The organism is Pelagibacterium flavum, assembly GCF_025854335.1.
In the GTDB taxonomy this organism is placed as follows: domain Bacteria; phylum Pseudomonadota; class Alphaproteobacteria; order Rhizobiales; family Devosiaceae; genus Pelagibacterium; species Pelagibacterium flavum.
Window position 1 is genome coordinate 3761215 of record NZ_CP107716.1, and the last position, 25216, is coordinate 3786430.

At 63.3% G+C, this 25216-nt stretch carries 23 protein-coding genes; 2 read left to right on the forward strand and 21 right to left on the reverse strand.

Features of this window, described 5'->3' with window-relative positions; genetic code table 11:
• Position 1: 1 nt before the first annotated feature.
• The 15 genes from OF122_RS18780 to OF122_RS18850 form a co-directional block, all read right to left on the reverse strand.
• Entirely contained in the window at positions 2-2095 is a 2094-nt protein-coding gene (locus OF122_RS18780) for a HAMP domain-containing methyl-accepting chemotaxis protein (RefSeq protein WP_264225694.1), read from the reverse strand.
• Entirely contained in the window at positions 2092-2589 is a 498-nt protein-coding gene (locus OF122_RS18785; protein ID WP_264225695.1) for a chemotaxis protein CheW, read from the reverse strand. The genes OF122_RS18780 and OF122_RS18785 overlap by 4 nt, the downstream gene beginning before the upstream one ends.
• Complete coding sequence (locus OF122_RS18790) at positions 2586-4619, reverse strand: chemotaxis protein CheA (RefSeq protein ID WP_264225696.1); 2034 nt, start codon at positions 4617-4619, stop codon at positions 2586-2588. Before OF122_RS18790 ends, OF122_RS18785 begins: the two co-directional genes overlap by 4 nt.
• On the reverse strand, positions 4616-4984 hold the full coding sequence (locus tag OF122_RS18795; RefSeq protein ID WP_264225697.1) for a response regulator: 369 nt from the start codon (positions 4982-4984) through the stop codon (positions 4616-4618). Before OF122_RS18795 ends, OF122_RS18790 begins: the two co-directional genes overlap by 4 nt.
• A gap of 2 nt (positions 4985-4986) precedes the next feature.
• Positions 4987-5427, reverse strand: a complete 441-nt coding sequence (locus OF122_RS18800; protein WP_264225698.1) for an STAS domain-containing protein — start codon at positions 5425-5427, stop codon at positions 4987-4989.
• A 464-nt stretch (positions 5428-5891) separates the two neighbouring features.
• Positions 5892-6941 carry an HD domain-containing phosphohydrolase gene (locus OF122_RS18805; RefSeq protein ID WP_264225699.1) on the reverse strand — a complete coding sequence of 350 codons (1050 nt, stop codon included), beginning with the start codon at positions 6939-6941 and terminating at the stop codon, positions 5892-5894.
• A gap of 90 nt (positions 6942-7031) precedes the next feature.
• Positions 7032-8234: an MFS transporter gene (locus OF122_RS18810; RefSeq protein WP_264225700.1), complete on the reverse strand. Its 1203-nt coding sequence runs from the start codon at positions 8232-8234 to the stop codon at positions 7032-7034.
• Positions 8231-9526: a TRAP transporter large permease gene (locus OF122_RS18815; protein ID WP_264225701.1), complete on the reverse strand. Its 1296-nt coding sequence runs from the start codon at positions 9524-9526 to the stop codon at positions 8231-8233. The genes OF122_RS18810 and OF122_RS18815 overlap by 4 nt, the downstream gene beginning before the upstream one ends.
• The gene (locus OF122_RS18820; RefSeq protein WP_264225702.1) at positions 9523-10041 is read right to left on the reverse strand and encodes a TRAP transporter small permease; all 519 of its coding nucleotides are present in this window, start codon (positions 10039-10041) and stop codon (positions 9523-9525) included. The genes OF122_RS18815 and OF122_RS18820 overlap by 4 nt, the downstream gene beginning before the upstream one ends.
• A 60-nt stretch (positions 10042-10101) precedes the next feature.
• Positions 10102-11115, reverse strand: a complete 1014-nt coding sequence (locus OF122_RS18825) for a TRAP transporter substrate-binding protein (RefSeq protein ID WP_264225703.1) — start codon at positions 11113-11115, stop codon at positions 10102-10104.
• 25 nt (positions 11116-11140) lie between these two features.
• Positions 11141-12325, reverse strand: a complete 1185-nt coding sequence (locus OF122_RS18830; RefSeq protein WP_264225704.1) for a CaiB/BaiF CoA transferase family protein — start codon at positions 12323-12325, stop codon at positions 11141-11143.
• Positions 12322-13410 (reverse strand): CoA transferase, encoded by a 1089-nt coding sequence (locus OF122_RS18835; protein WP_264225705.1) that lies wholly within the window; start codon positions 13408-13410, stop codon positions 12322-12324. The genes OF122_RS18830 and OF122_RS18835 overlap by 4 nt, the downstream gene beginning before the upstream one ends.
• The gene (locus OF122_RS18840; protein ID WP_264225706.1) at positions 13407-14552 is read right to left on the reverse strand and encodes a CaiB/BaiF CoA transferase family protein; all 1146 of its coding nucleotides are present in this window, start codon (positions 14550-14552) and stop codon (positions 13407-13409) included. The genes OF122_RS18835 and OF122_RS18840 overlap by 4 nt, the downstream gene beginning before the upstream one ends.
• 68 nt (positions 14553-14620) lie before the next feature.
• Positions 14621-15895, reverse strand: a complete 1275-nt coding sequence (locus OF122_RS18845; RefSeq protein ID WP_264225707.1) for a 2-hydroxyacyl-CoA dehydratase family protein — start codon at positions 15893-15895, stop codon at positions 14621-14623.
• A complete protein-coding gene (locus OF122_RS18850) occupies positions 15892-17010 on the reverse strand; it encodes a 2-hydroxyacyl-CoA dehydratase family protein (protein WP_264225708.1) in 1119 nt (372 codons plus the stop codon). Before OF122_RS18850 ends, OF122_RS18845 begins: the two co-directional genes overlap by 4 nt.
• Positions 17011-17140: 130 nt before the next feature.
• Here OF122_RS18850 and OF122_RS18855 point away from each other — a divergent pair, with 130 nt between their 5' ends.
• Both OF122_RS18855 and OF122_RS18860 read left to right on the forward strand, forming a co-directional pair.
• Positions 17141-17665 carry a MarR family winged helix-turn-helix transcriptional regulator gene (locus tag OF122_RS18855; protein ID WP_264225709.1) on the forward strand — a complete coding sequence of 175 codons (525 nt, stop codon included), beginning with the start codon at positions 17141-17143 and terminating at the stop codon, positions 17663-17665.
• Positions 17666-17728: 63 nt separating this feature from the next.
• On the forward strand, positions 17729-18904 hold the full coding sequence (locus tag OF122_RS18860; protein ID WP_264225710.1) for a CaiB/BaiF CoA transferase family protein: 1176 nt from the start codon (positions 17729-17731) through the stop codon (positions 18902-18904).
• Here the strand turns inward: OF122_RS18860 and OF122_RS18865 are convergent.
• The 6 genes from OF122_RS18865 to OF122_RS18890 are packed head-to-tail and all read right to left on the reverse strand — an operon-like array spanning position 18899 to position 25178.
• Positions 18899-20248, reverse strand: coding sequence for an MmgE/PrpD family protein (locus OF122_RS18865; RefSeq protein WP_264225711.1), 1350 nt, complete (start codon positions 20246-20248; stop codon positions 18899-18901). The two genes, OF122_RS18860 and OF122_RS18865, sit on opposite strands and share 6 nt — an antisense overlap.
• The gene (locus OF122_RS18870; RefSeq protein ID WP_264225712.1) at positions 20245-21363 is read right to left on the reverse strand and encodes a CapA family protein; all 1119 of its coding nucleotides are present in this window, start codon (positions 21361-21363) and stop codon (positions 20245-20247) included. Before OF122_RS18870 ends, OF122_RS18865 begins: the two co-directional genes overlap by 4 nt.
• Positions 21360-22334, reverse strand: a complete 975-nt coding sequence (locus tag OF122_RS18875) for an ABC transporter ATP-binding protein (RefSeq protein WP_264225713.1) — start codon at positions 22332-22334, stop codon at positions 21360-21362. Before OF122_RS18875 ends, OF122_RS18870 begins: the two co-directional genes overlap by 4 nt.
• Complete coding sequence (locus OF122_RS18880) at positions 22331-23338, reverse strand: ABC transporter ATP-binding protein (RefSeq protein WP_264225714.1); 1008 nt, start codon at positions 23336-23338, stop codon at positions 22331-22333. Before OF122_RS18880 ends, OF122_RS18875 begins: the two co-directional genes overlap by 4 nt.
• Complete coding sequence (locus tag OF122_RS18885; protein WP_264225715.1) at positions 23338-24255, reverse strand: ABC transporter permease; 918 nt, start codon at positions 24253-24255, stop codon at positions 23338-23340. Before OF122_RS18885 ends, OF122_RS18880 begins: the two co-directional genes overlap by 1 nt.
• Positions 24255-25178 carry an ABC transporter permease gene (locus tag OF122_RS18890; RefSeq protein WP_264225716.1) on the reverse strand — a complete coding sequence of 308 codons (924 nt, stop codon included), beginning with the start codon at positions 25176-25178 and terminating at the stop codon, positions 24255-24257. The genes OF122_RS18885 and OF122_RS18890 overlap by 1 nt, the downstream gene beginning before the upstream one ends.
• Between the last annotated feature and the right edge of the window lie 38 nt (positions 25179-25216).

Sequence of the window (25216 nt, forward strand, 5' to 3'; positions counted from 1 at the left end):
CTCAGGCCGCGCCGCGACGGGAAAATTGCCCGTCCAGCTCGTCCTGGCCTTCGCCCAGATCCAGATCGAACCCGCCACCGGACGACGCCGACGCCTTTGCGGGGGCCTTTGTCATGTGCGGGGCGCGGGCCATGATCTCGCGCTTGAGATCAGGCTTGGCCGAAGGTGCCGAAACCGAGTTGGCGGGAGCGGGCACGGCATTGGCATCGATGCGGAAGTAACCGATCGCGGCCTGGAGCTGTTCGGCCTGGCTGGCCAGTTCCTCGGAGGTCGCCGACATTTCCTCGGCGGCCGAGGTGTTTTGCTGGGTGACCTTGTCGAGCTGCTGGATGGCGGTATTGATCTGGGCCGCACCGGCATTCTGTTCGCGGCTGCCGGCCGAGATTTCCTCGACGAGTTCGGCAGTGCGCTGAATATCGGGAACCAGCTTGGAGAGCATTTCGCCAGCCGACTGAGCTGCCTTGACCGTATCGCCGGAGAGGGTCGAGATTTCGGCTGCGGCGGCCTGGCTGCGTTCGGCGAGCTTGCGCACTTCGGACGCCACGACCGCAAAGCCGCGGCCATGCTCGCCCGCACGGGCCGCCTCGACGGCTGCGTTGAGAGCAAGCAGATCGGTTTGGCGGGCGATTTCCTGGACCACCATGATCTTTTCGGCGATGGTCTGCATGGCGCTGACCGCGTTGTCGACAGCCTGACCGGAGGCGATGGCATCGGCCGCGGACTGGCGGGCGATCTTTTCGGTCTGGGAGGCGTTGTCGGCCGACTGCTTGATGGTTGCAGCCATTTCCTCCATGGACGCCGAGGCTTCCTCGGTCGAAGAGGCCTGTTCGGTCGCGCCCTGGCTGAGCTGTTCGGCGGTTGCCGACATTTCCTGCGAGCCAGCGGCGACGTTGCGGGTTGCGGAGGTGACCTCGGCGACCACTTCGCGCAGCTTGGCGGTCATGGCGTTCAGAGCCTTGATCAGATCGCCCACTTCGTCGTCGGACTTGTTGTCGGCGGTGGCGTTGAGATTGCCGTCGGCGACATCGTTTGCGAGACGCACGGCGCTGGAGAGGGCCCGAGAGATGGTAACCACGATCCAGATGGCGGCAAGCAGGGCGATGAGGGCGGAACCGACCAAAAGGCTGATCAGCAGCAGCATCGAGTTCTCATAGAGCGCCTGCGCGTTGGCGCTTGCCTGAACCATGATATCGCGATTGCGATCGATCATGGCCTGCAGGATCGCATCTGCCTCGAGGCGCAGCACGCTGGCGGTTTCCAGCTCCTCCATGGCAAAATAGTCGCCGTTTTCGACGCTGATGGTCACGGCGCTGTCCATGGCAGCGACCATGGCGTCATAGGCGTCGCGAGCGGCGTTGAACAACGCCATGTCCGACATCGGCATGGTGCGCTGCATGTCCGGGATTCGTTCGGCATTGGCTTGCACGCCGGTCAGATAATCGGCGTGCCAGGTTTCCTGGAGCTCACGGTCCTGCGATGCGGCCAGAAGCACGTTGCGCTGCTGGCGGAACATGTCGGTACCGGTCAGGAACATTTCGGTGGCGGCCCGATAGGCGGGGAAAGCGGAAAGATCGCCAGCGTCGACCTTGCGCTGCAACGAGGTCCGAAGCGCGGCCATGGTCTCCTCGAACACGCCAAGCGTACCGCTGCCGTCACTGCGGCTGACGGCCAGCGCGGCGGCATCGGAATTTTTGAGCGTCAACTCGGTCGCCCGGTTGACCGAGGCCCACAGCTCTTCAAGCTTTGTGCCGAATGCCGGCAGCTGGTCGCGGATGAAGGGGTCTCTTGCGTTGGCATCGAGGGTGGCAAGACCATCGACCAGTTCGTCGTAGTCGCTGCGGATCGAGGCGACATAATCGTCCTTGACTGCGGGGTCGGTGGTCAGAATCTGGGCGCGGATGCGCGAGCCAAGGCTTTCAAGGCTGGTCTGCATTTCCGCCGAGGTGACCAGATTGGCCGAACGGACATTGACGATGGTTTCGAGCTCGGTGTTGAGCTGACCGAGATTTTGCAGGGCAATGAACATGCTTCCTGCCGAAAGGGCGACGACTACGCCGAAGACGGCCGCCAGTTTTGTCTTGATCGTTAGTCTCACAATGCAGACCTTTCTTCTGATGCTGCAGCGGGCGAATTTCTATCGCCCGGTGTTTCAAATATCCGTTCCATGTCCGGGATGATGATGAAGCCGCCATTGCGCTTGCCGATGCCCTTGACGAATTCGGGCCTCCAGCGCATGCCGACCTTGGGTGCCTCTTCGATCGAGGCGGCTTCGATGTCGGTGACATCGTGGACCTTGTCGGCAAGGATGCCGGCAACGGTGGGCTCGCCGCCGATGTTGACTTCCATGACGACGATGCGGGTGTCCTCGTCGGGTTCGGGCCGTTCCATGCCGAACATCACGCGCAGATCGGCGAGCGGAACGACGCGTCCGCGCACGTTGATGAGCCCGCCCACAAAGGCAGGGGCATTGGGCACCTCGGTAATCGGCACGAGATCGAGAATCTCACGCACCTGGCTGGCCTCGACCGCAAAAAGTTCATCGTCGAGGCGGATGGTCAGGGCGTTCATTGATGTGGCCGGCGCGCTCATGCGGCTCTCCCGCTCAGGCTGTAGCTGTCGCTCTGGGGCTGGCCGGAAGCGACCAGATGAGCGGTATCGAGGATCAACGCCACGGTGCCATCACCCAGAATGGTCGCGCCCGAGAAGGACTTGATGGACGAGTGCAGCTTGGAGAGCTGCTTGATGACCGTCTGGTTGTTGCCGATGATCTGATCGACCACCAGACCGACCCGGCCATCGCCCGAGGAAACGATAACCACCTTCTGGAAGGGTTCTGGAGGCGCCGAGGTGCCGAACACTTCGCGCAGGCGCAGATAGGGTACGAGCGAGCCACGGATATCGAGGAAGTTGCGCCCCTTGGCGTGCGCCTCGATGCCTTCGGGCAGTTCCACACATTCCTCGACGGCGGCCAGCGGGATCGTGTAGCGGCCATTGCCGACGCGAACCAGCATGCCGTCGATGATGGCAAGCGTTAAGGGCAAACGCAGCGTCGCCGTCGTGCCCTGGCCGGGAACGGTGCTGAGGTCGATCGTGCCGCGCAGCCCGTCGATTGTGAGCTTGACCACATCCATGCCCACGCCACGCCCCGAGAGCGAGGTCACTTCCTTTGCCGTCGAAAAGCCCGGCGCAAAGATCAGGTGATAGAGCTCCTGCTCGGTCAGCTTGGTGTCCGACGTTATCAGCCCGTTTTCCTCGGCCTTGGCGCGGATGCGGGAGGCGTCGAGCCCTGCGCCATCATCGGATACCGAAATGGCGACTTCGGCGCCCGAATAGACAGCCGAAAGCCGGACGGTGCCCTTGGCCGGCTTGCCGGACGCGGCGCGGGCCTCGGCGCTCTCAAGCCCATGATCCATGGCGTTGCGGATCAGGTGAACCAGAGGGTCGGCCAGACGCTCGATCATGGTCTTGTCGAGTTCGGTATCCTCGCCTGAGGTCACGAATTCGATGGGCTTGCCCAATTCGCCGGAAAGATCGTGCACAAGCCGCCGGAACCGGCCGAACAATGAACCGATGGGCACCATGCGGATGCCCATGGAGGTATCACGCAGACCCGACGAGAGCCGCTCGAGCTCCTCGGCAATCGTCTTGAGCGCAGTATCGGAACTCAGCGCTGCGATCTGGGTCAGGCGGGCCTGGGCGATGACCAGTTCGCCAACCCGATCCATCAATTCGTCCAGCCGTTCGGCGGGGACGCGCAAAGAGGTGGCGGCGGTCCGGTCGGGCTCTGTCTTTTCAGCAGCCCTGGCGCGTTTGGGGGGCATCGCAACAGGCGCCGCGGGCGCCTCGGGCAGCACCGTTGCCGCCGGGACATCCTCGATTGCGATGGTTTGGGGCTCGGGCGCTGCATCTTCAAGCGGCGACAGGCTCAGTTCCATGCTGTCGCGCAGGAACATGAAGATGTCATCGATCGCTGCGGCGGGATCGGCGTGCTCGATATCGACCTGCCAGCCGATATGGGGAATCTCAGGGTCCAGGACATCGAGATCGGGGATCCGGTCGGTCAGCGCGGTGATCTTGTGGGGACCGAGTTCGGAAAGTTCCTCAAGCAAAAGAACCGGGTTGGTCCCGAAGGCCAGGCAATCGGCGGGAAGGTAAAAGACCAGCCGCCACCATTTTGCGATGTCCGGCGCGGACGCGCCGGACACGGGCGGGGTCTCAGCGCTCTGCGGAACGCTGGGGGCGGGCGTTCCCCCGTCGACGATGATGCGCAGCGCCGCAAGGATGTCCTCGCCCCCCGAAACCTCGGTATCGGGTTCTTCGATCAGGCGATGGATGTGATCCTTGGCGTTGAGCGCGACTTCGATCAGCGCCTTGTTGGCAGCGCTTTGTCCCTTGCGGACCCGGTCGAAGGCGGTCTCGAATTCATGGACGAATTCGGCAACGCGCGTAAAGCCGAACATCGCGCCCGACCCCTTGATCGTGTGCAACGCGCGGAATGCGAAGTTGATCAGATCGGAATTTGCCGGATCCTGTTCGAGATCGAGCAGACCGGCTTCGAGTTGCTCGAGCAGTTCGCGGGCTTCCTGGCGGAACGTATCTGTGGGATCGGAAACGTTCATGCGCCAACCACCTTCTTGATGATGGCCAGAAGCTGGTCGGGCTTGAAGGGCTTGACGATCCAGCCCGTAGCGCCCGCCTCTTTGGCCTGGCGTTTGAGCTCATCGTCGGATTCGGTGGTCAAAAGGATAACCGGTATCCCCTTGCTTGCCGGGTGGGCGCGATATTTGCGCACGAACTCGATACCGTTGAGAACCGGCATGTTGAGATCGGTCAGGACCGCGTGAACGGGCTGGGCTATCGCCTTGTCGTAACCTTCGGCGCCATCGGCGGCCTCGATGACCTCGAAGCCGGCAGCGGTCAGCGTCATCGATACCATCTGGCGGATGGACGCTGAATCGTCGATGGTCAGAATTGTCTTGCTCATGGTCAGTGTCCCGCCTGGTGTTCATTGGTGCCGCTCCAGAACCCCGCATGGTCCTGGCCGGGGCTCAGAAAGCCGGCAGCGGTCAGCACCGCGATCAGCGGCGCGCCGATGGGCGCCAGCATTTCGAGCGATTTGCCCTGCTGCGCGGCCTTGGCGCGGGCAGCCAGAAGCGTCTGGATTGTGGTGATGTCGGCGCCCGAGAGGGTCTGGGTATCGATACCGATGCTATCGTGTTCGGAAAGGGCCTGGGCGAGGCTGGCTGCGACGTCCTGTGCGGATTTTATGCCGGCGTCGGCGCCCAGAACGAGTGTGTAACAGTCGTCATGGGGCATAGGCGCGGCCCAATGGACGTAAGGGTCTGGATGACATTCTGTCTCTCCTGCCGTTGCGATGGCCGGGAGCAGAAGGCGCAAACCATTCTTGCCGATAGCGACACCACTCAAACGCGGCGCCGATACCCACAGTGTATTCCCCCGGAATATGGAAATACACTCACATCCAATGATTAAACATCGGTTACAATTTTATAGTTTCCATAAATGCTTTATTTGCAAATACAACTATCAAACATGCAGTAAATTTGGTTATTACTTTATTTCTGCAGAATCCTTCCCGAATCCATCGTTTCCGATTCCGAGTCCTTCAGTCTTTGATTCTGAATCGACTCGCGGAGAATGAACCACAAATACTTTGTCCTGCTCTTGATTCCGGGGTCGCGCCAGGCTGCAGCAACCGCCCGAGTGCTTGGCGGACCCTGAAAAACTGCACCGCCGGCAAATCGAATAGGGCAGGTTAGCTGACAGATTTGACGGCGAGGACCGGCCGCCATGATCGCGCGCAGACCCAATGGGTCCGGCTCAACGGCGCCGGCCGATCACAACCACGTTATGAGAAGCGTTTTGGGCGGTTAAAGGCCCGCCACCTGGGGCAGGGTGTCACCGCCGATCAGGGCGTTGATCTCGGGCCATTTGGCGCGGAAGGCCGCAACGCAGGCGGGATCGAAATGGCTGCCGCTGCAGCGTATGATTTCGGCGTAAGCCGCCTCGACCGTCCAGGCCGCCTTGTAGGGGCGCTCGGAACACAGGGCATCGAACACGTCAGCAATGGCCACTATGCGGGCTTCGACGGGTATGTCGGTGCCTGAAAGGCGGTCGGGGTAGCCGGTGCCATCCCAGCGCTCGTGGTGGCTTTGGGCAATCAGTTCTGCGGTCTTGATGAGTTCGGACGTGCCGCGCTCGAGAATGCGCGCGCCGATGGTCACGTGTTCCTGCATCCTGGCGAATTCTTCGGCGGTCAGTTTGCCGGGCTTGCTCAGAATGGCGTCGGCGATGCCGATCTTGCCGATATCGTGCAGGGGTGCTGCCAGGTAGATCATCCGGCACCGGTCCTGGGGCAGGCCGATACCCTCGGCGATCAATTGGCTGATCTGGGCGACGCGCGAGACGTGCTCGCCGGTATCGCCATCGCGATATTCGATGGCGCGCGCCAGCCGGTAGATGATCTCTTCCTCGCGGGCCAGAAGATGGGCGGTGGCGCGCTCGACTTCGCGAGCCAGCCATTGGGCGCGATCGGCCAGTTGCACTTGTGCCTTGCGCAGGGCCAGAAGGTTGGCGACACGGGCCTGCAACTCGGTGGGATCGAAGGGCTTTTGCAGAAAATCGGAGGCGCCGGCCCTGATCGCCTCGATGCGGACCGTCCTGTCGGCGTCCGAGGTCACCATGACGATGGGGACGAGGCTGTAGGCCGGGCGCGCGCGCAGCACCGCGGTGAACTCGATGCCATCCATTTCGGGCATTATGTGATCGACGATCACCAGATCATACTGATGCTCGCGGCAAAGCTGGATCGCCTCGCGCGGATTGAGACAGAGCTCGATTTCGCCAGAAACCACTTCGCCGATTATCGATCCGATAAGCGCGAGACTGGACCGACTGTCGTCAACAATTAGCAAGCGCATGCACCGCCCCCACGGCTTCTGACGCACAGACTATGAGGGGCAACCCTTAGAACAAGCTTAACCGGCTCGAGGCGATCAAAATACGAAGGGTCAGGTCGGCCGGCCAGGCCGCACGAGCGCCATCGAGACTGCGGCCAGGATCAGCGTTGCGGCAAAGAACGCCGTGGCGGCCCGATAGTCACCGAGCCGGTCGTAAGCCAGACCGGCCAGTATGGGCGCCCCCATGGTGCCGGGGACCTGAAAGAACATCAGCGAGCCCTGGACTGTGGCGAACCGGGACTCGCCAAAAAGGTGCGCGCAGAGAAGAAGAACCACAATCGTGGGCGCTCCGGCGCCAATCCCCAGCGCAACGACGATCACCAGCATGGTCACAAAGGACGGAAAGAGCGCGAAACTGGCAATTGCAGCCGCCTCGAACAGCAGCAATCCGGCCAGAAAGAGTGGCAGGATGGCGATCGGGGCGCGATCGGCGATCTGCCCGGCCAGCAGCCGCACCGGGATCGAAAGCAGGATCATGGCGCCAAAGATCGTCCCGGCCAGAGGCGCTGCAAGACCGTTGTCGGTCATCAGCGCAACCAGATGGACCGACAGACCCGTCACCACGGCGGCCTGCGCCATGAACGAAAAGGCAATCAGCCAAAAGACGGGCCGACCGAGCACATCCAGAACGCCGCCTGCATCGGGCACCCGATGGGGCCGCGGGGTGGGGTGCGGGTCGGTCCGCTCCGCACCGAACATGAGCAGCGGAACGGGCAGCAGCGCCAGAACAATCGCCGCCCAGACAAAGCAGGTCTGGCGCCAGCCAATGGTTTCCACAAGAATGGTGACCAGCGGCACCAGAAGCGTGGAGACGACCGCCGCAACCGAAAACCGAATGGCGAGCGCCATGCCGCGCCGTTCCGGAACCGCGCCAACCACTATCTTGTCGAGCGCCACCGTGAAGCCGGCGGCAACGCCGACCGAAACCAACAAGGACCAGGCGAGGTTGAGGCCAGTTTCGGTCCGGACCATCCCGAGCGTAACCAGTCCGACAGCGGTCAGGATCATGCCCATCGCCACGACGGGCCGGGCTCCCGAGAGGTCCGTCAGGCGACCGACCACCGGCGAGATCACCCCCGAAGCCAGCCGGCCCAGCCCGATGGCGGTTGATACCGCGCCCCGTCCGGTATCGAGATCGACGGCTATAGGCTTGAGCAGGGCCGAAACCGCAAAGGCGGCAAAGCCGTGCCCGAATCCTGTCAGTATGCCGGTCGTTGTGACCAGGCCCCAACCGCGCCTCGGCGACAGGTTCACAGACCCGGCAACCACAACACGATGATCGGGAAGGCGATCAGCAAGGCAACATGGAACACGTCGGCGACAACGAAGGGCAAGGCGCCCTTAAAGATCTTGTCGAGCGATATGTCCTTTACCACGCCCGAAAGGACATAGACATTCATCCCCACCGGCGGCGTTATCAGCGCGATCTCGGTCATGCGCACCACCAGCACGCCAAAGAGCACGGCGTCAAAGCCCAGATTCATCATGAGCGGAAAGAACAGCGGAATGGTCAGCGTCATCATGGCCGACGCATCGAGCACCATGCCGAGAACGAAATAGACGGCCAGCACCATCAGCAGCACCGCCATGGGCGGCAAGCCGCTTTCGGTGACGAAGTTGACGATGTGCAGGGGAATCGTGCTCGCCGTCACAAAGGAGTTGAAGACCAGCGCGCCGAACAGGATGCCAAAGATCATCCCGGTGGTCTTGAGGGTCGAATAGATGGCGTGCCGGGCCGCGGCCCATGTCAGCCGCCGCCGGGCCGCTGAAATGATGATGGCGCCGAAAGCGCCGATGGCGCCCGCCTCGGTGGGCGTGAACCAGCCAAGCACGATGCCGCCCATGACCAGGGCGAAAAGCACGATGACCTCGCCGGTATGGGTAAAGCTCCAGAGCTTTTCTCGCCAGCTGTATCGGGGACCGCGCGGGCCGGCGTTGGGGTCGATCCGGCACCAGATGGCAATGGTGATGATGTAGAACAGGGCAAGCAGGATGCCGGGCACGATGCCCGCCGCAAACATCTTGCCGATCGAGGTCTCGGTCAGGATGCCATAGATGATGAACATTCCCGAGGGCGGAATGAGCGAGCCGATGGTGCCACCGGCCACTACGCTGCCCGACGCCAGCGAGGCATTGTAATTGTGCTTGCGCATCTCGGGCATGGCCACCAGCCCCATTGTGGCCGTGGTGGCAAGGCTTGAGGCGCTGACCGCCGCAAAGCCCGAGGATGCGCCGATTGTCGCCATGGCCAGCCCGCCTCTGCGGCGCCCCAGCCAACGGGCCGCGAAATCGTAGAGGTCGCGGCCGATGCCCGAGGCAAACAGCAGGTGTGCCATGAACAAAAACAGCGGGATGGTACCGATGGCGTGATTGGTGGCCAGATCATAGGCGGTAACGCCGATGCGCACCACGGTGGCATCAAGGCTGACGAGCAGAGCAAAGCCTGCGGCACCCACAAGGCCCATGGCAAAGCCGATGGGCATGCCAAGCGCTATGAAGCCGAACAGGAGCCCCAGGCCGGCAAAGCCGATCATGACGGAGGTCATTTGGAATAATCCTGTGCCTGATGATCGTCTTCGATCGGGTGACCGCCAAGCAGTCTGATGGCCTGAAAGACCAGCACGACGCACAAGAGAATAATGGCTGCGGCCATGGCCCAGCGGAACGGAGCGACGGGCACGTTGATGATGGGAGACATTTCGCCCTGCGCGCCACGACGCAGCGCTTCTTTGATCGTTGCCCAGGCAATGCCGACCCAGAACAGGGACCCCAGGAACGTCATGATCCCGTGAAGGCCGCGCCGGATGCGGTCCGAGCGGATGCGATCGACAAAGAGCGTTACGCGTGTGTGCTCGCCCTGCATGGCGGCATAGGCCAGCGAAAAGCTCACCGCGGGAATGAGCAGAAGTTCGGCCAGCGAATATGTGCCCGGAAAGGCAATTCCAACCGCCCTGAAGACAACGGTAACCACCGTGAGCAACATGAGACTGATGATGGCGGCAACGCCGATGAATGCAGCCAGAGCGCAGACACGACGCAGGAAAACTTCAAAAGCGGGCATGGAACCTCCGGTGGCCTGAATAGCGCCGCGCAGCCCAAAGGCAGCGCGGCGCCGGAAGCATCAGTCCTGATGCGCGGAGCGGATCTGCTGGAGAATTTCGGTCCCCGGCAGGCCCTTGGCATCGAGTTGCTGTGCCGCCTCCTGGGCGGTTGCCTCAAAGGCTGCCGAATACTCGGCAATTACGGCTTCGTCCACGGCGTTGAACTGTACGCCCATTTCCTCGCCATAGGCGCGGCCAGCGTCCTCGGCCTCCTGGAACAGCTCGTAATTGGTCTGGGTCCACCACTCGATATTGTCCTCGAAGACCTGCTGGATATCTTCGGGCAGGCTGTCCCAGGTCGCCCCGTTCATGGCGCGCGAGGGATAAGCGCCGCGGCTGTGGGGAAGTTCGGAATAATAGTTGATGACTTCGCCAAAGCTGAGCGACTTGAGGGCCTCATAGGGCGCGATGACGCCGTCGAGCACGCCACGCTGGAGGGACGGATAGGTGTCGGTCATGGGCATGGTAACGCCTTCGGCCCCGAAATTGGCCAGGGCCCCCACATAATCGACCGCCGAGCGGATGCGCAGGCCCTGCAGATCGGCCAATTCCTCGAACGGGGCATTGCGGAGCATCAGGTGCATGGGCGTGCCGACGTTGAACGCGAGCACCTTGACGCCGTCGAGCTCCTCGGCGAACTGGGGATACTGGTTCCACAGGTCGAGATAGACGCTGAGCACGTCCTGGGCATCCTCATAGCCGTAAAAGAACTGCGGCGTCACCCGGCTCAGATCATAGCCCGAACTTGCATAGATCGGGGCGATAAAGGCGATGTCGGCGACGCCGGCCGCCAGCTCGTCGACGCCTTCGCGGCTGGTGATGAGCGAACCACCCCAGAAGGGCGTGATCGAAACCCGACCGTCGGTCTGCTCCTCGATCCGCTCGATCCAGAGCTCATCGGCGGCACCATAGGGATGGGTGGGCGAATAGCTGGTCGAATAGGTCAGCTGAAATTCCTGCGCCAGAACACCACCGGAAAGCAGCGTCAGGCTGGTCGCAGCGATTGCTGCGGTCGTTGCGAGTTTAAGGTTCATGGTTTCCTCCCGTGTTGAACCCATTTCAAGTCCTTGTGCCCAGCGCTCCGGTCGATTGAAGCCGGTCGATCTCGGACTGGGCAAGCCCGAGGTCGCGCAGTATCTGGTCGGTATCGGCCCCCGGCATGCGGCCGAGCCAGCGGACAGGATTTCCCGGCTGCATGCTGACCGGTTGCCCGATCTGGCTGATGGTCCGGCCATCGGCACCGGTGGCGTGCACGACCATGCCGCGCGCCATCTGATGGGGGTCGGACAGGGCCTCGCCGATTTCGTAAACCGGCGCGAACTGGGTGCCTGCCGCTCCAAGGATTGCGAGCCATTCGTCCCGGTCGCGTTCGAGAAAGATCGCCTCGAGCGCAGACCGGATTTCGGGGCGGCGTTCGACATCGTTTTGCAGCGCTATGAAATCGGGCCGCCCCACCGTCTCGCAGAATATCCGCCAATAGCGCGGCTCCATGTCGGTCGTGCATATGAACTTGCCGTCCCGTGTTCGCCACAGGCCCATATCGGCGCGTCGGGTGCCGCGAGGGGGAATGGCTTGGGGATCGGGATGACGGGAAAGAACATTGACCAGAAGGCTCATGGCGCAATCGCTCATGGCGACATCCACATGCCGTCCGCTGCCCGTCGTCCGGCGCTCGTGCACCGCCGCCAGAATGGCGAATGCGGCATGGGTGCCGGTAATGACGTCTGCCGCGGGGATGCCCGCAAAGCCGGGCGTCTCGGGGTCTTCGCCGATCCGCGACTGGACGCCGGCCAGCGAGAGGGCAATCGGGTCATGTCCCGGCTTGTCGCGATAGGGGCCGGTCTGTCCGCAAAGGGTCAGGCTGGCATAGACAAGGCCGGGATTTATGGCCCGCAATGCGTCATAGCCCAGTCCCAAGCCGGCCAATACACCGGGGCGATAATCTTCGACCACGATATCGGCGCTTCTGGCGAGTTCGTGCAGGACCGGCCGGGCGTGCTCGTGCCCGATATCGATCATGACCGAGCGCTTGTTGCGCGAGAGAATGTCGGTTTCGCGCAACCGGGCGCGCGCCTCGGGCTCCAGCTTGTCCCAGCCGAAAACCTTTGCCTGCTTTTCGATTTCGCGCGGGTTTTCGACGCGGATGATCTGGGCACCCATATCGGCCAGCAGCCAGGTGCAATAGGGGCCGGGAAGTAGGCGCGAGAAGTCGAGGACCTTAAGGCCGTCAAGAGGCGCGGTCATGGCACGCTCCAGCCGTCAAAAGCCGACGCGGGCATTGGCGCCTTGAGCGTACGGTCGGGGGCCTGCATGGGAAGACTGGATTTGAAGAGGGGACCGGGAACACGCGAGACGTGCCCGCTTTCTTCGTCGCGAACCTCAACGAACAATCCCCGATCGGCGAGGTGATCGCTCTCGCGCACATCCTGGGGTGTATTGATGACCGAAAGGCCCCAGCCCTTTTCGAGCGACCATTCCCCAAGTTCGGCTCTGGTGTGGCGGGCAAAAAAATCTCCGACCACCTGCTGCCAGCGGTCGATGGTCGGCTGGGGGGTGTCGGCCACCAGGGTGTTGTCCCAGTCGATATCGGCCAATTCTCCTGCGACGCCCTGTTGGGCCAGGACCGAGACCAGCGCGCGCATCATGGGTGGATTGTCGATCATCGACCAGGTCACATGACCGTCCCTGCACGGCCAGACCTGACGAACGCCCGACTTGCCGCGCACCAGAAGGTTGCCCTGGCGCTTTCCGATCCGGCCGGTCCACTCATACATGACCGGCTCGCGGTAATTGGCAAGCGTTGCGCTTTGCAGTGCCGAGAGCGACACGGTCTGCCCCCGCCCGATCCGCCGGCGCGCATAAAGCCCCATCAGTGCCGCGGTCGCAGCCTGGATGCCGGTCAGGGCATAGGCCTGCCGACCGGGAAACCGCAGCGGCGGCGCCTCGGGGTCGCCGATGACGGTCATGAGCCCCGAAAGGGCCATCAGCGTGAGATCGTTGGCCGGACGCCCGTCCATGGGACCGCCATCGGAGAACGGCCTGACGCGGATATGGATTGCGTTCGGCGAAGCACCGAGATCGAAGCGATCGCCCAACCGCTGCCCGTCCAGGATCACGTCGGCCCGGCTGGCAAGCTCCGCGACCGTTTCCGAGCTGTCGGCAACCAGCCGGGTCTTGCCGTGATGAAAAGCCAGCGTACGAGACGGTTCGTCGGCCGCATCGGGCACGATGGCCACGACATCGGCGCCCAGTTCGGCAAGCATATGGCCGCCGAAATCGACAAGGCCGTCGGAAATTTCGAGAACCCTGATGCCATCGAGCAGCTTCATGCCAGTACCCCCTGGGCTTCGAGCGCTTCGACATCCGCACGCGTCATGCCCAGCATATCGACAAGAACCGCGCCGTTGTGCTCTCCCAGCAGAGGCGCCTTTCCGATCGACCATGGGGTCTGATCCATCGTGTAGGGGGGCGCGGGCATTGCCGCCTTGCCCAGTACGGGATGATCGGTTGAAACGAAATGCCGGCCCGCTGCCAGCTCTTCGCTCCGGGCGACATCGCGGCCATCCTGCACGGCGGCTGCCGCAATACCGGCTGCCGCCAGCCGGTCGGCAAGCTCGAACCGGTCAAAGGCCAGGGTTCTGGCTGCAACCGTCTCGCCGGTCACATTTTCCGGCTCCAGCTCGAGGAGCTCTGCCAGCCGGTCCAGTTCGGCCCCGGCACAGGCGGCGATGGCGATCCATTCGTCCTCGCCCCTTGTGGGGAAAACCCCGTGCAGCGCGTAAGTGGCGTCCTCGTTGCCGGCCTTTTCGGGCAATGTGTCGAGGGCGTAGAGATCGGCGATCACATGCACCATGGGTTCAATCTGGGAAATATCGAGGTGCTGGCCCTCACCGGTGCGCGCCTTGTGTTCGAGTGCAGCCAGTATCGCCACGGTCGCGAACATGGGGGCCACCACGTCTCCATAGGCCAGGGGCGGCATATGCGGGTCGCCGCCGGGCCAGCCGGTCAGCGCCGCGTGGCCGGAATGGGCTGCCGCCGAATTGCCGTAGCCCCGGAACCCCGCCATGGGTCCGGTACGGCCAGCCACCGATACGCTGGCGAGAATGATGTCGGGTTTGATCTGCCGGAGGGCATCATAGCCAAGCCCGATCCGCTCCATGAAGCCGGGTCCGAAATTTTCGACGACCACATCGGCCCATGCAACCAGCCTGCGGGCGATATCGACGCCGCGCGGGTCGGAAAGGTTGATCGTAACGCTTTGCTTTGAGGTGTTGGTCTGGGCAAAAAAGGCCGATCCGTCAGGGTCTTTCACCCCGCCGGCAAAAGGCGGCGACAGGCGGCCGAGATCGAGCCGCTTGCGGGACTCGATCTTGATCACTGTGGCGCCATTGTCCGCCAGGTCCTTGGTGGCGCGCGGTCCCGCGCCCACCCAGGAGAAATCGGCAATCTTGAGGCCGTTCAACGCGCTCATGGCGCTCCTCCTTTTCCCGCCGGCTTAAGGCCGATCTAGTTATAAATAATAATGGTTCAGTTTATGAACTATGTCAAACTCTTCTCGCGCAACACCTGGTCGAGCACCGGCGTAATCCGGCCCACCACGGCATCGCGATCCCAGTCGCGCTGGTCGACCATGTCGGACCAGACCTCGATCACCCGAACCCCCTGTGCCTCGAGCGCCTGCTTGGCAAACAGCGAGCCGTGTCCGGAGAACCGGTCGTGCCGGGGAATGAGCATCAGAGCGACGTCGATGCGGTATTTTCTGGCCTGTTCGACCAGCCAGGCATTGACCCAGGGGGGCTGATGCAACTGCTCGTTCATTGCGGAAACCCTGGCCGCCAGCGCCCGCAACGGATCGCCATGATCGGCCCGGATGTATCCGTCAGCCGCGAAAGGGAGATACATCGACCACGCAAAGACAGCGCCATGGCTTTCCTCGAACGCGCCATAAAAGCTGGTGTCGAACCAGAGCCCGGCACCGATCCACATCATGCGGATGCGCTCATCGGCAACCACCGCCTCGCCATCGGCGATGCGCGCCCCCAGTTCGTCGCGGAACCGGCGCGCGTGATCGAGCGCCCAGTCCGATCCGCGATGCCATTGGGGGATCATCACGTTGGGAATCTGGTCGTTGATGCGGATGGGGCAGCGCGGAGCTGCCGCGATCATCTCGCTGGCCTGCTCGAATATCTTTTCCTGCCGATCGATGGCCGCCATGTAATCGCTGAAGGCCTCCCGGTCGAAATTGCGGCCTGTCAGGGCCTCGAGCCGGGCGATCAGGTCCTCGAACTCGGCGACCATGAGGTCGAGCCGGTCGGTATGGTAGAGGTCTTCCCAATCGCTGCGCGCCTCTACCCACCAGTCGGGCCGGGCATCGGGCACGGCCGGGGCGGACAGCAGCACCAGCGGCGCGCCGGTGCTTTGCGACCAGAGCGAAAAGATCTTCTGGTGGTCGTCGGCACTCTGGCGGGCGCACAGAATGGCCGGGGCCGGCAATCCGCCCCAGGGCTGGCGTTCCACATCGCCTTCGAGCTCGGCAATGAGCGGCAGGCTCGAATAGCGCGCCAGCCGCTCATGAAAGCCGATGGCCTGCATGTGGTCGAAATAGAACTCGGACAATTGCTTGGCGGCAATGACGGCCGACCACCATTGATTGGTCACGATGGGCATGCCCATGGCATGGAACAATTCGTGAGGCGTATCGGCATTGACAAAGCCATATTGAGCGCCCGAGGTGATCTGCGCCCGCAGCCCCTTGGCCCAGTCGCGCTGGTGATCTGTCGCAGCCCGTGTCGATTGCAGCGGCGCATAGCTCATGGGCGGGTCTCCAGCGCCTGCCCGATCAGTTTGCGGGCGCGTTCGATCCAGGCCGGTCCCGGCACGGCGTCGCGAAAGCCCAGATTGACAAAGCCGATGTCGCGCGCCTGCAGCGCCTTGGCCAGTCCCGGGATTTCCCAGCCGAAAGTATCGTCGGTCTGTGCCAGCTGGCAGAGCACAAGGTCGCACTTGGCCGCTTCGATCGCGTCCAGCATTGCTTGGCGATGACGCTGCGGCGGTGAAATTCTGAGGCAGAACGGATCACCGGCCATGAGATCGCGCATGGTCGCGCGAGAAGGCTCGCATTCCCAGGGGCCCGGCCATATCTGCCCGAAGGGCTGGAGATCGCAAACGATGTCACCGAAACCGGCGAAGGCCGCATAGGCATCGGCGGACGCAAGCCCCGACCCCACAAGGCCGAGCCGCAGGGGCGCGGGAGGGCTCGCGTCCTCGACGATTGCCGCTTCAAGCAAGTCGGCGTGCCGCTCTGGCGCAAGGAAGCGGCCGGCATTGCGCCAGACCATGGCCCGTGCCCCGCGGGCGGAGTGCGAGACGCGCTCGAGCGCACGCTGGCGCCTGACTGCCTGCGCTGTCGCTCCGGCTAATCCGGCCTCGGGATCATCGAGCCCGATGGCGGTGAGAAAGCTCACCAGCTTTTCGATCTGAATGTCATTGAAGGTGCGAACCGGATCGCTGGCCGCGTGCACGAGGTTGAACAGGAACAGCGGCGGGGTCCCGCGCGGCGCCCGTCCCTGCCGCACCCATTCGGTGGCATATTGATAGGCGGTGAGCGCTGCTGCATCGTCGCGGACAAAGACGATCCCGGCAAAGCCCGTAAAGGCGCCGGCGGCAAACCGGTTGAGAAAGATTCTCACTTCATGATCGACGAACGGCTCGATCAGCTGATCGATAGCCCTGACACCCGAGCCATCCAAACGCCCGAAATTGACGTGCACAGGGACAGCGCCACTTGCCGAGATGAGCGTCTCGGGCGCGCCGTGACCGAAAATGCCAACCAGGGGATGGTCGAGCCCGGCCGCCGCGCCGTCGGCAGCCTCGAACGCTGCGTCCAGCGCCTGTCCGGCCAGCATTTGCCGGTCATCGATCATCACCATGCACGCGCCTCCTCTTTAGTTCACTTTATGAACTATATATATCCGGAGTCAACCCGGTTCGGTTGCGCGCGTGTTTGACTCGGGGCCGATCCGCGGATAGTCACCATCAGCCCAGCGACAAGGAGTTGCCATGAGCAAGGCCGAGCCCGGTGACCCGCAGGCCCAAGGCGTAAATCTCGGCGCCCTGCGGCAGAACCTGCCCTTTCTCACGCGCGCCCTGCGCGCCTATATCCGCGCGGAGAACGCCGCCTTTTTCGCCGACTTCGAAACCGAGCAGGGCGAAATTGCCGTCATCAGCCTGATCGGGCTCAACCCGACGATTTCGCAAAACGAGGTTGCCGCAACCCTTGTGCTCAAGAAGTCGGCAGTCACAAAAGTCATCAAGGGGCTCGAGGAGCGCGGTCTGGTCCAGCGCGAAAAGGTCGAAGCCGACAAGCGCTTCAATGCACTCACGCTCACAAGGACCGGCAGGGCCAAATACGCGCAGATCAACGCCCGCATGGCCGATCAACACGACGCCCTGCTTACGCCCTTTGATGCGCAGGAGAGGACCGAGCTTTTCGACCTGCTCAACCGGCTGCACCAGCATCTGGTGGAGCGCAACAGGGACCGGACCGGCTCTGCCGAAGGCATTTCGGGAAGCGCCACCGACTGACCGGGGACTTGACACCCCTCCTCCATTTAGTTCATTTAGTGAACTAAATGGAGGAGCAGAACCTTGGCCCAACCCCTGGCCGGCGTCCGTATTGCCGATTTCAGCCATGTCATTGCCGGCCCGCTTGCAACGCATTTCCTGCGGCTGCTCGGCGCCGAGGTCATCAAGGTCGAGCCGCCCAGCGGCGATGTGTTGCGCAACTATACGCAACGACGCGAGCTGCGCGGCATGTCCGAGCCGTTCATCGGTGCCAATGCGGGCAAGAAATCGGTGGTGCTCGATCTTAAATCCCGGTTCGGCCGCGATGCCGCCCGCAAGCTGGTGGCCACAAGCGACATCCTGGTCGAAAATTTCCGGCCCGGGGTGATCGACCGGCTGGGCCTGGGCTATGACGAGGTCAAAAAGGACAATGGCGGGCTGATTTTCTGCTCGATTTCGGGATACGGGCAGACCGGCCCGATGCGCGACTATCCGGCCATCGACCAGATCATCCAGTCGGTTTCGGGCCTTATGGGGCTTTCGGGCGAACCGGGCAACGGCCCGATGCGGGTCGGATTTCCCATCGTCGACACCTACAGCGCGCTCCTTGCCGCCTTCGCCATCCAATCGGCCTATATCCAGCGCGAGCGCGATCCGCAGCGGCGCGGCCAGCATATCGACATGTCCATGCTCGATGCCTCGCTCGTCATGATGGCCTCGGTCATCAATCCGCTGGTGATCTCCAATATCGAGCCACGCCGGACGGGCAATCGCGGCTTTTCGCTTGCCCCCACCGCGGACACTTTTGCCACGCTCGACGAACCGATCACCATCGGCGCCGTCCAGCAGAACCAGTATGAACGTCTGTGCAAGGCACTCGAGCGCCCCGATCTCCTCACCGATCCCCGGTTTTCCGACCCCGACCAGCGCATGGCCCATGACAAGGAATTGCAGGGGGAGCTTGCCCGGAGTTTCAAGACCCGCTCGGCACTGGACTGGGAGCGGCGGCTGGCAGATGCCGGCGTTCCGGCGGGCGCGGTGCGTCCCTTGCGCGACGTTCTGGACCTGCCGCAACTGGAGGGCCGGGGCCTGCGGCTCGCTATCGACGTTCCCAATGAGGCGGTCGGGCAGACATCGATCCTCAATGCCGGCTTCAAATTCGCCCATGACGGGCCGGGGGTCAGTGCGCCCCCGCCGCAACTGGGACAGCATACCGCCGAAGTGCTGGCCGAGCTGGGATTGTCCGAGCCGGCGCTATAGCAGCGCCATGAGCGGTTCGACGCCATCCTGCTCCAGTCTTGCAATGGCGGCAAAATAGGCTTCAAGCGACATCGAGCGGCCACGGGCCCGAAAGCAATCGGCGACCTTGGGCCAGAGGTCGTCCAGCGTCACATCGGCGGTGCTCCAGATGGGAACCTGGGCAATTGTTTCCCGATGCACCGCCCCGCTGGCGAGGCTCACCTCGTATATGGCGTCGAATCCGGCATCGCGTTCGAGCGATGCCATTCTGACGCGACCGGCCAGGGCAATGATTTGGGGGTCTGCCAAATGGCTGTGCGAGAAGGAATTGAGCGCAATAGTGCCGTGCTTGATGGTCTGGGCGAAAACGAAGGGAATTGAGAATTTGGCGCCGATCGGCGTGCGCGGGACACTGGCCTGCGGTCCGGGTCCGAACAGCATGTCATTGGGCGGCGTTACCACCACCTCGACGCGGGCGATGGCTTCGGGCGCAACGCCTTTGTCGCGCAGGGCACGGGCCGCCATAATCGCACTGTGGGTGCCGCGGCAGCATGGCCAGCGCTTAAGCGCGACCGCCGGGCCGTAAAGCTGCTCGCCCAGCCCGTCCAGCATCGGGCCGGAGCGCGGAGGCGCGCCGGTGAGAAGGTGAAAGACCCCGCTTTGTCCTTCGAGTGGATGGTCGAGCGCCCGAACCCCATGGCGGGCCAGCAGAACCGCTTCGACCGCGGCGCGCGCCGCCAGCCCCTCGCGCACGGCGCGCAAATGCGATTGCGGCGAGCGCTTGAGTTCGTCCGAAAGCATGAACTGGGCCGCAAACAGGCCCAGTGCGTCGAGCATTTGTTGCTCGGTCAGTTGCGCGATCACGGCGGCGCCAAGGGTCGCGCCCAGTCCCGAAAGGATGGGAGGATGGTACCAGCCCTTTTGGGCCGGATCCCCGTCGAGCGCGAGGGACAGCCGGCAGGCAAAGTCACACCCCAAAGCCAATGCCCTGAGAACCGTGCCCCCCTCGGCCCGCTCGCTCTCGGCCAGAGCCAGCACGGCGGGAACAAGCGAGGCGTTGGGATGGATCATGCCCGCTTCGAACGTATCCTCGAAATCGAGCGCATGGGCCAGCGCTCCATTGGCGAGCGCGGCCAGGGGCGCCGAACTTTTTGCGCCGGTGCCGATGATCGATGCGCGCCCTGTCCCGCCCAGCGCCGTTGCGTGATCGGCAAAGGGCTGGGCTGCCGGCTCAAGATCGACAGCCGCCACCATGACCGCGAGGCCATCGGCCAGCGCGATCTGTGCGGCGGCCAGAGCATTTTTATCGAGGGGCCGGTCGAGAACCGACCAGTATCTCTCGATGACCGCCCGGCTCGAAATCATTGGCGATGCCGGACAATCAGCCGATCGCCATCCCTCTCGATGGCCGACCCAAGGCGCTCATGGTCGGAAATGTCGGCGAGATAGCGCCGTATCCGCTCGAAATCGGGGTCGCCGGGGTCGACGATGCGCGGCATGGCATCCTTGCCGATCATGATCGGAACCAGGTGAACGTCTCTGATGCCCTCTTTGCTCAACCGGGCTTCAACCATCACGCTCATTGCCGAATCCGGCGGGAAATTGTAGCGGGAGGAGAAATCGGGCACCCAATCGGGATTGAGCTTCTGGATTTCCTTGAATCCCCTTGATTTGGCGTGGGCCTCGTCCATCAGCAGATCGATGGCGAAATTGGCAAGGCTGTAGGCGATGGTCTTGCCCTTGTAGATTTCTATTCCCTTGAGAATATGGGCATGGTGACCGAGCACCAGATCGGCTCCGGCATCGATAACCGCATGCGCCACCTCCCGCTGGTAGTCGGGGATGACCGCCGGCACGAAATGAATGCCGGCATGATGGGATACGATCACGACGTCCACCTGCCGGCGCAGGCTTTTCACGCCCTCGACGAGCGCAGCAAGATCGCCGCGCTGGGCATAGGTCACGATCCTTGCCGGCGTTCCGGGTTGATCGTGCTCGATCTGCTCATAGACCGTGTGAGCCCGCAGCGGCGCGCATCCGGCCCGGCGTTCATCGGCCCAGTAATTCATCGGCAGGATGGAATTGACCGCCAGCACGCCCACGCTGATCCCGCCGCGCTCAATGATGGCCGGACGCCGCGCTGCATCGAGCGTCGGACCGGTGCCGACCTGGACGGCCCCTGCGCTTTCGAGCGTTGCAATCGTGTCGAGCAGCCCTTCCTCGCCCCAGTCAAGGCAGTGATTGCCGGCAAAGGATATGATCTCGAAACCCGCCTGCACCAGGGCGGCGCCGATCTCGGGCTTTCCGCGTATGGTGTGCCGGGCCTGGGGGAGACGCGCTCCCCGTTTCGTCAGGTTCACTTCGAGCTGGCAAAAACCCAGATCGGCGGCGCGGATGCGATCCCTGACCGCATCGAAAATGGTTTCGGGATCATCCCTGTCGGGGCCGACATCGCCCACGGCGACAAAATCGAGGCTCATTGCGAACGCTCCGGCGCCAGTAGGTGGCAGGCGGCGAGCCCACCATGGGGAGCCGGCAGCATGGGGGGCCGCTCGACCGCGCAGACATCCATGCTGAGCGGACACCGCGTGTGGTAGGGGCACCCCGAAGGGGGATCGAGAGGGCTGGGCAATTCTCCCTGCGGCGGCAATTCGGGCTCGGGTGCATCGGGATCGGGCGGTAGCGCAGCAGCCAGCATGGCCTTGGTATAGGGGTGGCCGGGCCGGGTGCAGATCGCCTCGGCGCTACCGCGCTCTATGACGCGCCCCAGATACATGACCACGACATCGTGGGCCATGAACCGGACAGTTGCCAGATCGTGGGAGATGAACACGCATCCCAGCCCGTATTCGTCCTGGAGATCCTTGAGAATATTGAGGATCTGCGCCCGGATGGAGATGTCCTGGGACGATACGGGCTCATCGAGCATGAGAATTTGCGGTTTCGAGGCGATGGCCCGCGCAATGGCGATGCGCTGACGCTGACCGCCGGAAAATTCGTTCGGGAATCGCCGGGCGTCCTCTGCCCTGAGCCCCACCGCCTCGAGCACTTCGGCCACCCGGCGCGCAATATCGGCTTTGGACAGATCGGGTATGGTCGAGAGCGGCTCGGCTATGATCTTTCCCACCCGCATGCGGGGATCGAGCGACGAAAAGGGGTTCTGGAACACCGGCTGGACCGCCCGTCTGAAATCCCGGCGCTCGGTGGCCGACATTTCGGAAAATGTCTTGCCCCTGAACCGCACCTCGCCGGAACTGGGCGTATCGAGCAGCAACAGCATGCGGTTGAGCGTTGTCTTGCCGCAGCCCGATTCCCCGACAATGCCCAGCGTGCGTCCGGGCTCCAGCGAAAGATCGAGTTCGGTGACCGCGTGGAGGTCCTGCATGCGGCCGCGATGCCGAACCTTGAAGACCCGGCCAAGGCCCCGGGCGGAGAGGATCGGTTGGGTCATGCCGCACCTGCCTGTGCGCCGAGGGGAAACCAGCAGCGCGCCGTGTGCCCGGCGCCCAGCGTCACGGTTGGCGGCGCCGTGCGGCACTGCGGCTGTGCGTTGGCGCAGCGGGGATGAAAGCGACATCCGGCCGGGCGGGCGCCCACGGTGGGCGGGCTGCCCGGAATGGTGGGCAGCCGATCGAGGGCCGTATCGAGTGTCGGCACGCTATCGAGCAGGGCACGGGCGTACCAATGGGCGGGCCGGGCGAAAATATCGCGCACCGGGCCCTGTTCGACGATCTCCCCGGCATACATGACCGCCACACGGTCGCACATTCTGGCCACCACCCCGAAATCGTGGGTGATAAACAGCATGGCCATGCCCAGCCGCCGCTGGAGGTCCTTGAGAAGGTCGAGAAACTGGTACTGGATCGTGACGTCCAGCGACGTGGTGGGCTCGTCCGCGATCAGCAGCTTGGGTGCGCGGGTGAGCGATATCGCTCCGACGACGCGCTGGCGCATGCCGCCGCTCATCTGGTGGGGGTAGTTGGCCAGCCGCGCCTGCGCAGAGGGTATCTTTACGCTTTCGAGCGCGGCGACGGCCCGTTCCTCAAGACTGCCACTGGCTGTCGCGTGAAGGCGGAGCGCCTCCCTGAGCTGGTTTCCCACGGAAAAGACAGGATTGAGCGAGGCCATCGGGTCCTGCAGGATCATGGAGATCTCGCCGCCGCGGATGGCGGCCAGCTCGTTCTTGCCCAGCCGCGCGATGTCACGGTCCTGATAAAGGATTTCGCCCGACAACCCCTTGTCGAGCAGCGGCGGCAGCAGGCGCAGCAGGGCCATGCCGAGCGTTGTCTTGCCCGAACCGCTTTCGCCCACCAGACCGACCGTCTCGCCGGCCTGGATGGCCAGGTTCACGTTTTCGATCAGCGCGGGCGCGTCCGGCTGTCGACCCAGTTGCACGCTGACGTCGCGCATTTCGAGCAGCGGCGCCCCTTCGCCGCGGGAAGTCTCATGAACCATCAGATATTGCGTCCTCTGAGTGCGGGGTTGATCTTGTCGGCAAGCGCGTCGCCAACGATGTTGACCGACATGACGGTCAAAAGGATCGCGAGCCCGGGGATCATGCACAGCCACCAGGCCGAGGTGATATAGGAGCGGCCATCGGCAACCATCGAGCCCCATGAGGGCGCCGGGGGTGGAACGCCGACACCGAGAAAGCTCAGCGAGGCTTCGAGCACGATCACGACGCCGACCTGGAGCGTGGCGATGACGATGAGCGATGGCGCGATATTGGGCAGGATATGGCGCCCGATGATCCTGAAATCGGACAGGCCCGATGTGCGCGCCAGATCGACATAATCCTCGTTGCGGATCTTGAGGGTCTCCCCACGCGCCATGCGTGCATACTGGCTCCAGAGCACCAGCGAGATCACGATGATGATGTTGGTAAAGCTGGGGCCGGAGATGGCGCCAAGCAACAGCGCCAGAAGAATCACCGGAAACGAGAGCGCCAGGTCAACGAGCCGCATGAAGATCCTGTCCGTCCAGCCGCCGAAATAGCCGGCCAGCGTGCCCACCGCAGTTCCCATCGCCCCCGCGATCGCTATGACCAGCGCACAGACGGTGAGCGAAATTCGCGCACCGGCGATCAGGCGCGAGAGGATGTCGCGTCCCAGCCTGTCGGTACCGAGCGGATGCGTCCAGGAGCCGCCCTCCTGCCAGGCGGGCGGATCGAGCCGTGCCCTAAGGGAGCCGGCAAGCGGATCATGGGGCGAAATGAGCGGTCCCAGAAGCGCCACGAGCACGAAGATCGCCAAGAGCACCATGGCCAGTCGCACCGTCCAGCCGAACTGGCCCCATAGCCCGGCGATTGCCGCAAACTTGCCCTGAAGGCGAGAGGGAGTACCCATCGCATTGGTCTGGATAGGGTCGGTCATCAGCCCCGGCTCCGCATGCGCGGGTCAACGATCACGTAAAGGATGTCGACCAGAAGGTTGGCGAGAATGAACAGGGCGGTGATGACGAGCACGACCGTCTGAACGACGGGGAAATCGCGGGCCAGGATCGACTCGTAGGCCAGCCTGCCAATGCCCGGCCAAGCGAAAACGGTTTCCACCACCACCGCGCCGGTGATCATCACGGCAAAGAACGTCCCCATGAAGGTGATGACGGGAATAAGGCTGTTGGCCAGGGCGTGTTTCCAGACAACCACGGCTTCCGAAAGCCCTTTGACGCGCGCGAGCTTTATGTATTCGCTGCCCAGCGCCTCGAGCATGCTGGCCCGCACCAGCCGGGTGATGGCGGCAAGGGTAAACAGGCCCAGGGTCGCCGCGGGTAGGATATAGTGCTCCCACTGGCCGTAACCGGAGGTGGGCAGCCACCGCAATTGCACGGCAAAGACATACATCAGGACAATGCCGAGCCAGAAGCTGGGAACCGACTGTCCGACAAGCGCCACGAGACGGGCCGCGATATCGACTGGCGTATTGTGCATCACCGCCGCGAAAACCCCGAAAACGATGCCGATGACCAGCGTAAACACCAAAGCGACACCGGCAAGGCTGAGCGAAGCGGGAAGGCGCGAGAGCACGAGATCTATGGACGGCTCGGCGCTGGCGGTCAGCGAGCGGCCGAAATCCCCGGTCAGGGCGTTGCCGATGAAAGTGAGATACTGAACCGGAAGCGAGCGATCCAGACCAAGCTCTGCGATCAATGCCTGCCGGTCGGCCTCGGTGGCACCATCACCGAGCATCAACGCGACCGGGTCGCCGGTGAGCCTGCTGAGCAGGAAGATCACGAGACTCATAAGGAGCAGTGCGATCAGGGCTTCGGTGATGCGGGTTGCGATGAGCTTGAGCATGCCTGTTCCGTGATGTTCCGCCCAAAAACACAGCCCCG

What these genes read in the sequence shown, in the direction of transcription:
- OF122_RS18790 (WP_264225696.1), bottom strand. Translation starts at nt 4,619, where the DNA reads ATGAACGTTTCCGATCCCACAGATACGTTCCGCCAGGAAGCCCGCGAA.
- OF122_RS18855 (WP_264225709.1), top strand. Translation starts at nt 17,141, where the DNA reads ATGAGCAAGGCCGAGCCCGGTGACCCGCAGGCCCAAGGCGTAAATCTC.
- OF122_RS18840 (WP_264225706.1), bottom strand. Translation starts at nt 14,552, where the DNA reads ATGAGCGCGTTGAACGGCCTCAAGATTGCCGATTTCTCCTGGGTGGGC.
- OF122_RS18805 (WP_264225699.1), bottom strand. Translation starts at nt 6,941, where the DNA reads ATGCGCTTGCTAATTGTTGACGACAGTCGGTCCAGTCTCGCGCTTATC.
- OF122_RS18865 (WP_264225711.1), bottom strand. Translation starts at nt 20,248, where the DNA reads ATGATTTCGAGCCGGGCGGTCATCGAGAGATACTGGTCGGTTCTCGAC.
- OF122_RS18880 (WP_264225714.1), bottom strand. Translation starts at nt 23,338, where the DNA reads ATGGTTCATGAGACTTCCCGCGGCGAAGGGGCGCCGCTGCTCGAAATG.
- OF122_RS18825 (WP_264225703.1), bottom strand. Translation starts at nt 11,115, where the DNA reads ATGAACCTTAAACTCGCAACGACCGCAGCAATCGCTGCGACCAGCCTG.
- OF122_RS18890 (WP_264225716.1), bottom strand. Translation starts at nt 25,178, where the DNA reads ATGCTCAAGCTCATCGCAACCCGCATCACCGAAGCCCTGATCGCACTG.
- OF122_RS18820 (WP_264225702.1), bottom strand. Translation starts at nt 10,041, where the DNA reads ATGCCCGCTTTTGAAGTTTTCCTGCGTCGTGTCTGCGCTCTGGCTGCA.
- OF122_RS18815 (WP_264225701.1), bottom strand. Translation starts at nt 9,526, where the DNA reads ATGACCTCCGTCATGATCGGCTTTGCCGGCCTGGGGCTCCTGTTCGGC.
- OF122_RS18870 (WP_264225712.1), bottom strand. Translation starts at nt 21,363, where the DNA reads ATGAGCCTCGATTTTGTCGCCGTGGGCGATGTCGGCCCCGACAGGGAT.
- OF122_RS18885 (WP_264225715.1), bottom strand. Translation starts at nt 24,255, where the DNA reads ATGACCGACCCTATCCAGACCAATGCGATGGGTACTCCCTCTCGCCTT.
- OF122_RS18835 (WP_264225705.1), bottom strand. Translation starts at nt 13,410, where the DNA reads ATGAAGCTGCTCGATGGCATCAGGGTTCTCGAAATTTCCGACGGCCTT.
- OF122_RS18830 (WP_264225704.1), bottom strand. Translation starts at nt 12,325, where the DNA reads ATGACCGCGCCTCTTGACGGCCTTAAGGTCCTCGACTTCTCGCGCCTA.
- OF122_RS18875 (WP_264225713.1), bottom strand. Translation starts at nt 22,334, where the DNA reads ATGACCCAACCGATCCTCTCCGCCCGGGGCCTTGGCCGGGTCTTCAAG.
- OF122_RS18850 (WP_264225708.1), bottom strand. Translation starts at nt 17,010, where the DNA reads ATGGTGATGATCGATGACCGGCAAATGCTGGCCGGACAGGCGCTGGAC.
- OF122_RS18845 (WP_264225707.1), bottom strand. Translation starts at nt 15,895, where the DNA reads ATGAGCTATGCGCCGCTGCAATCGACACGGGCTGCGACAGATCACCAG.
- OF122_RS18795 (WP_264225697.1), bottom strand. Translation starts at nt 4,984, where the DNA reads ATGAGCAAGACAATTCTGACCATCGACGATTCAGCGTCCATCCGCCAG.
- OF122_RS18785 (WP_264225695.1), bottom strand. Translation starts at nt 2,589, where the DNA reads ATGAGCGCGCCGGCCACATCAATGAACGCCCTGACCATCCGCCTCGAC.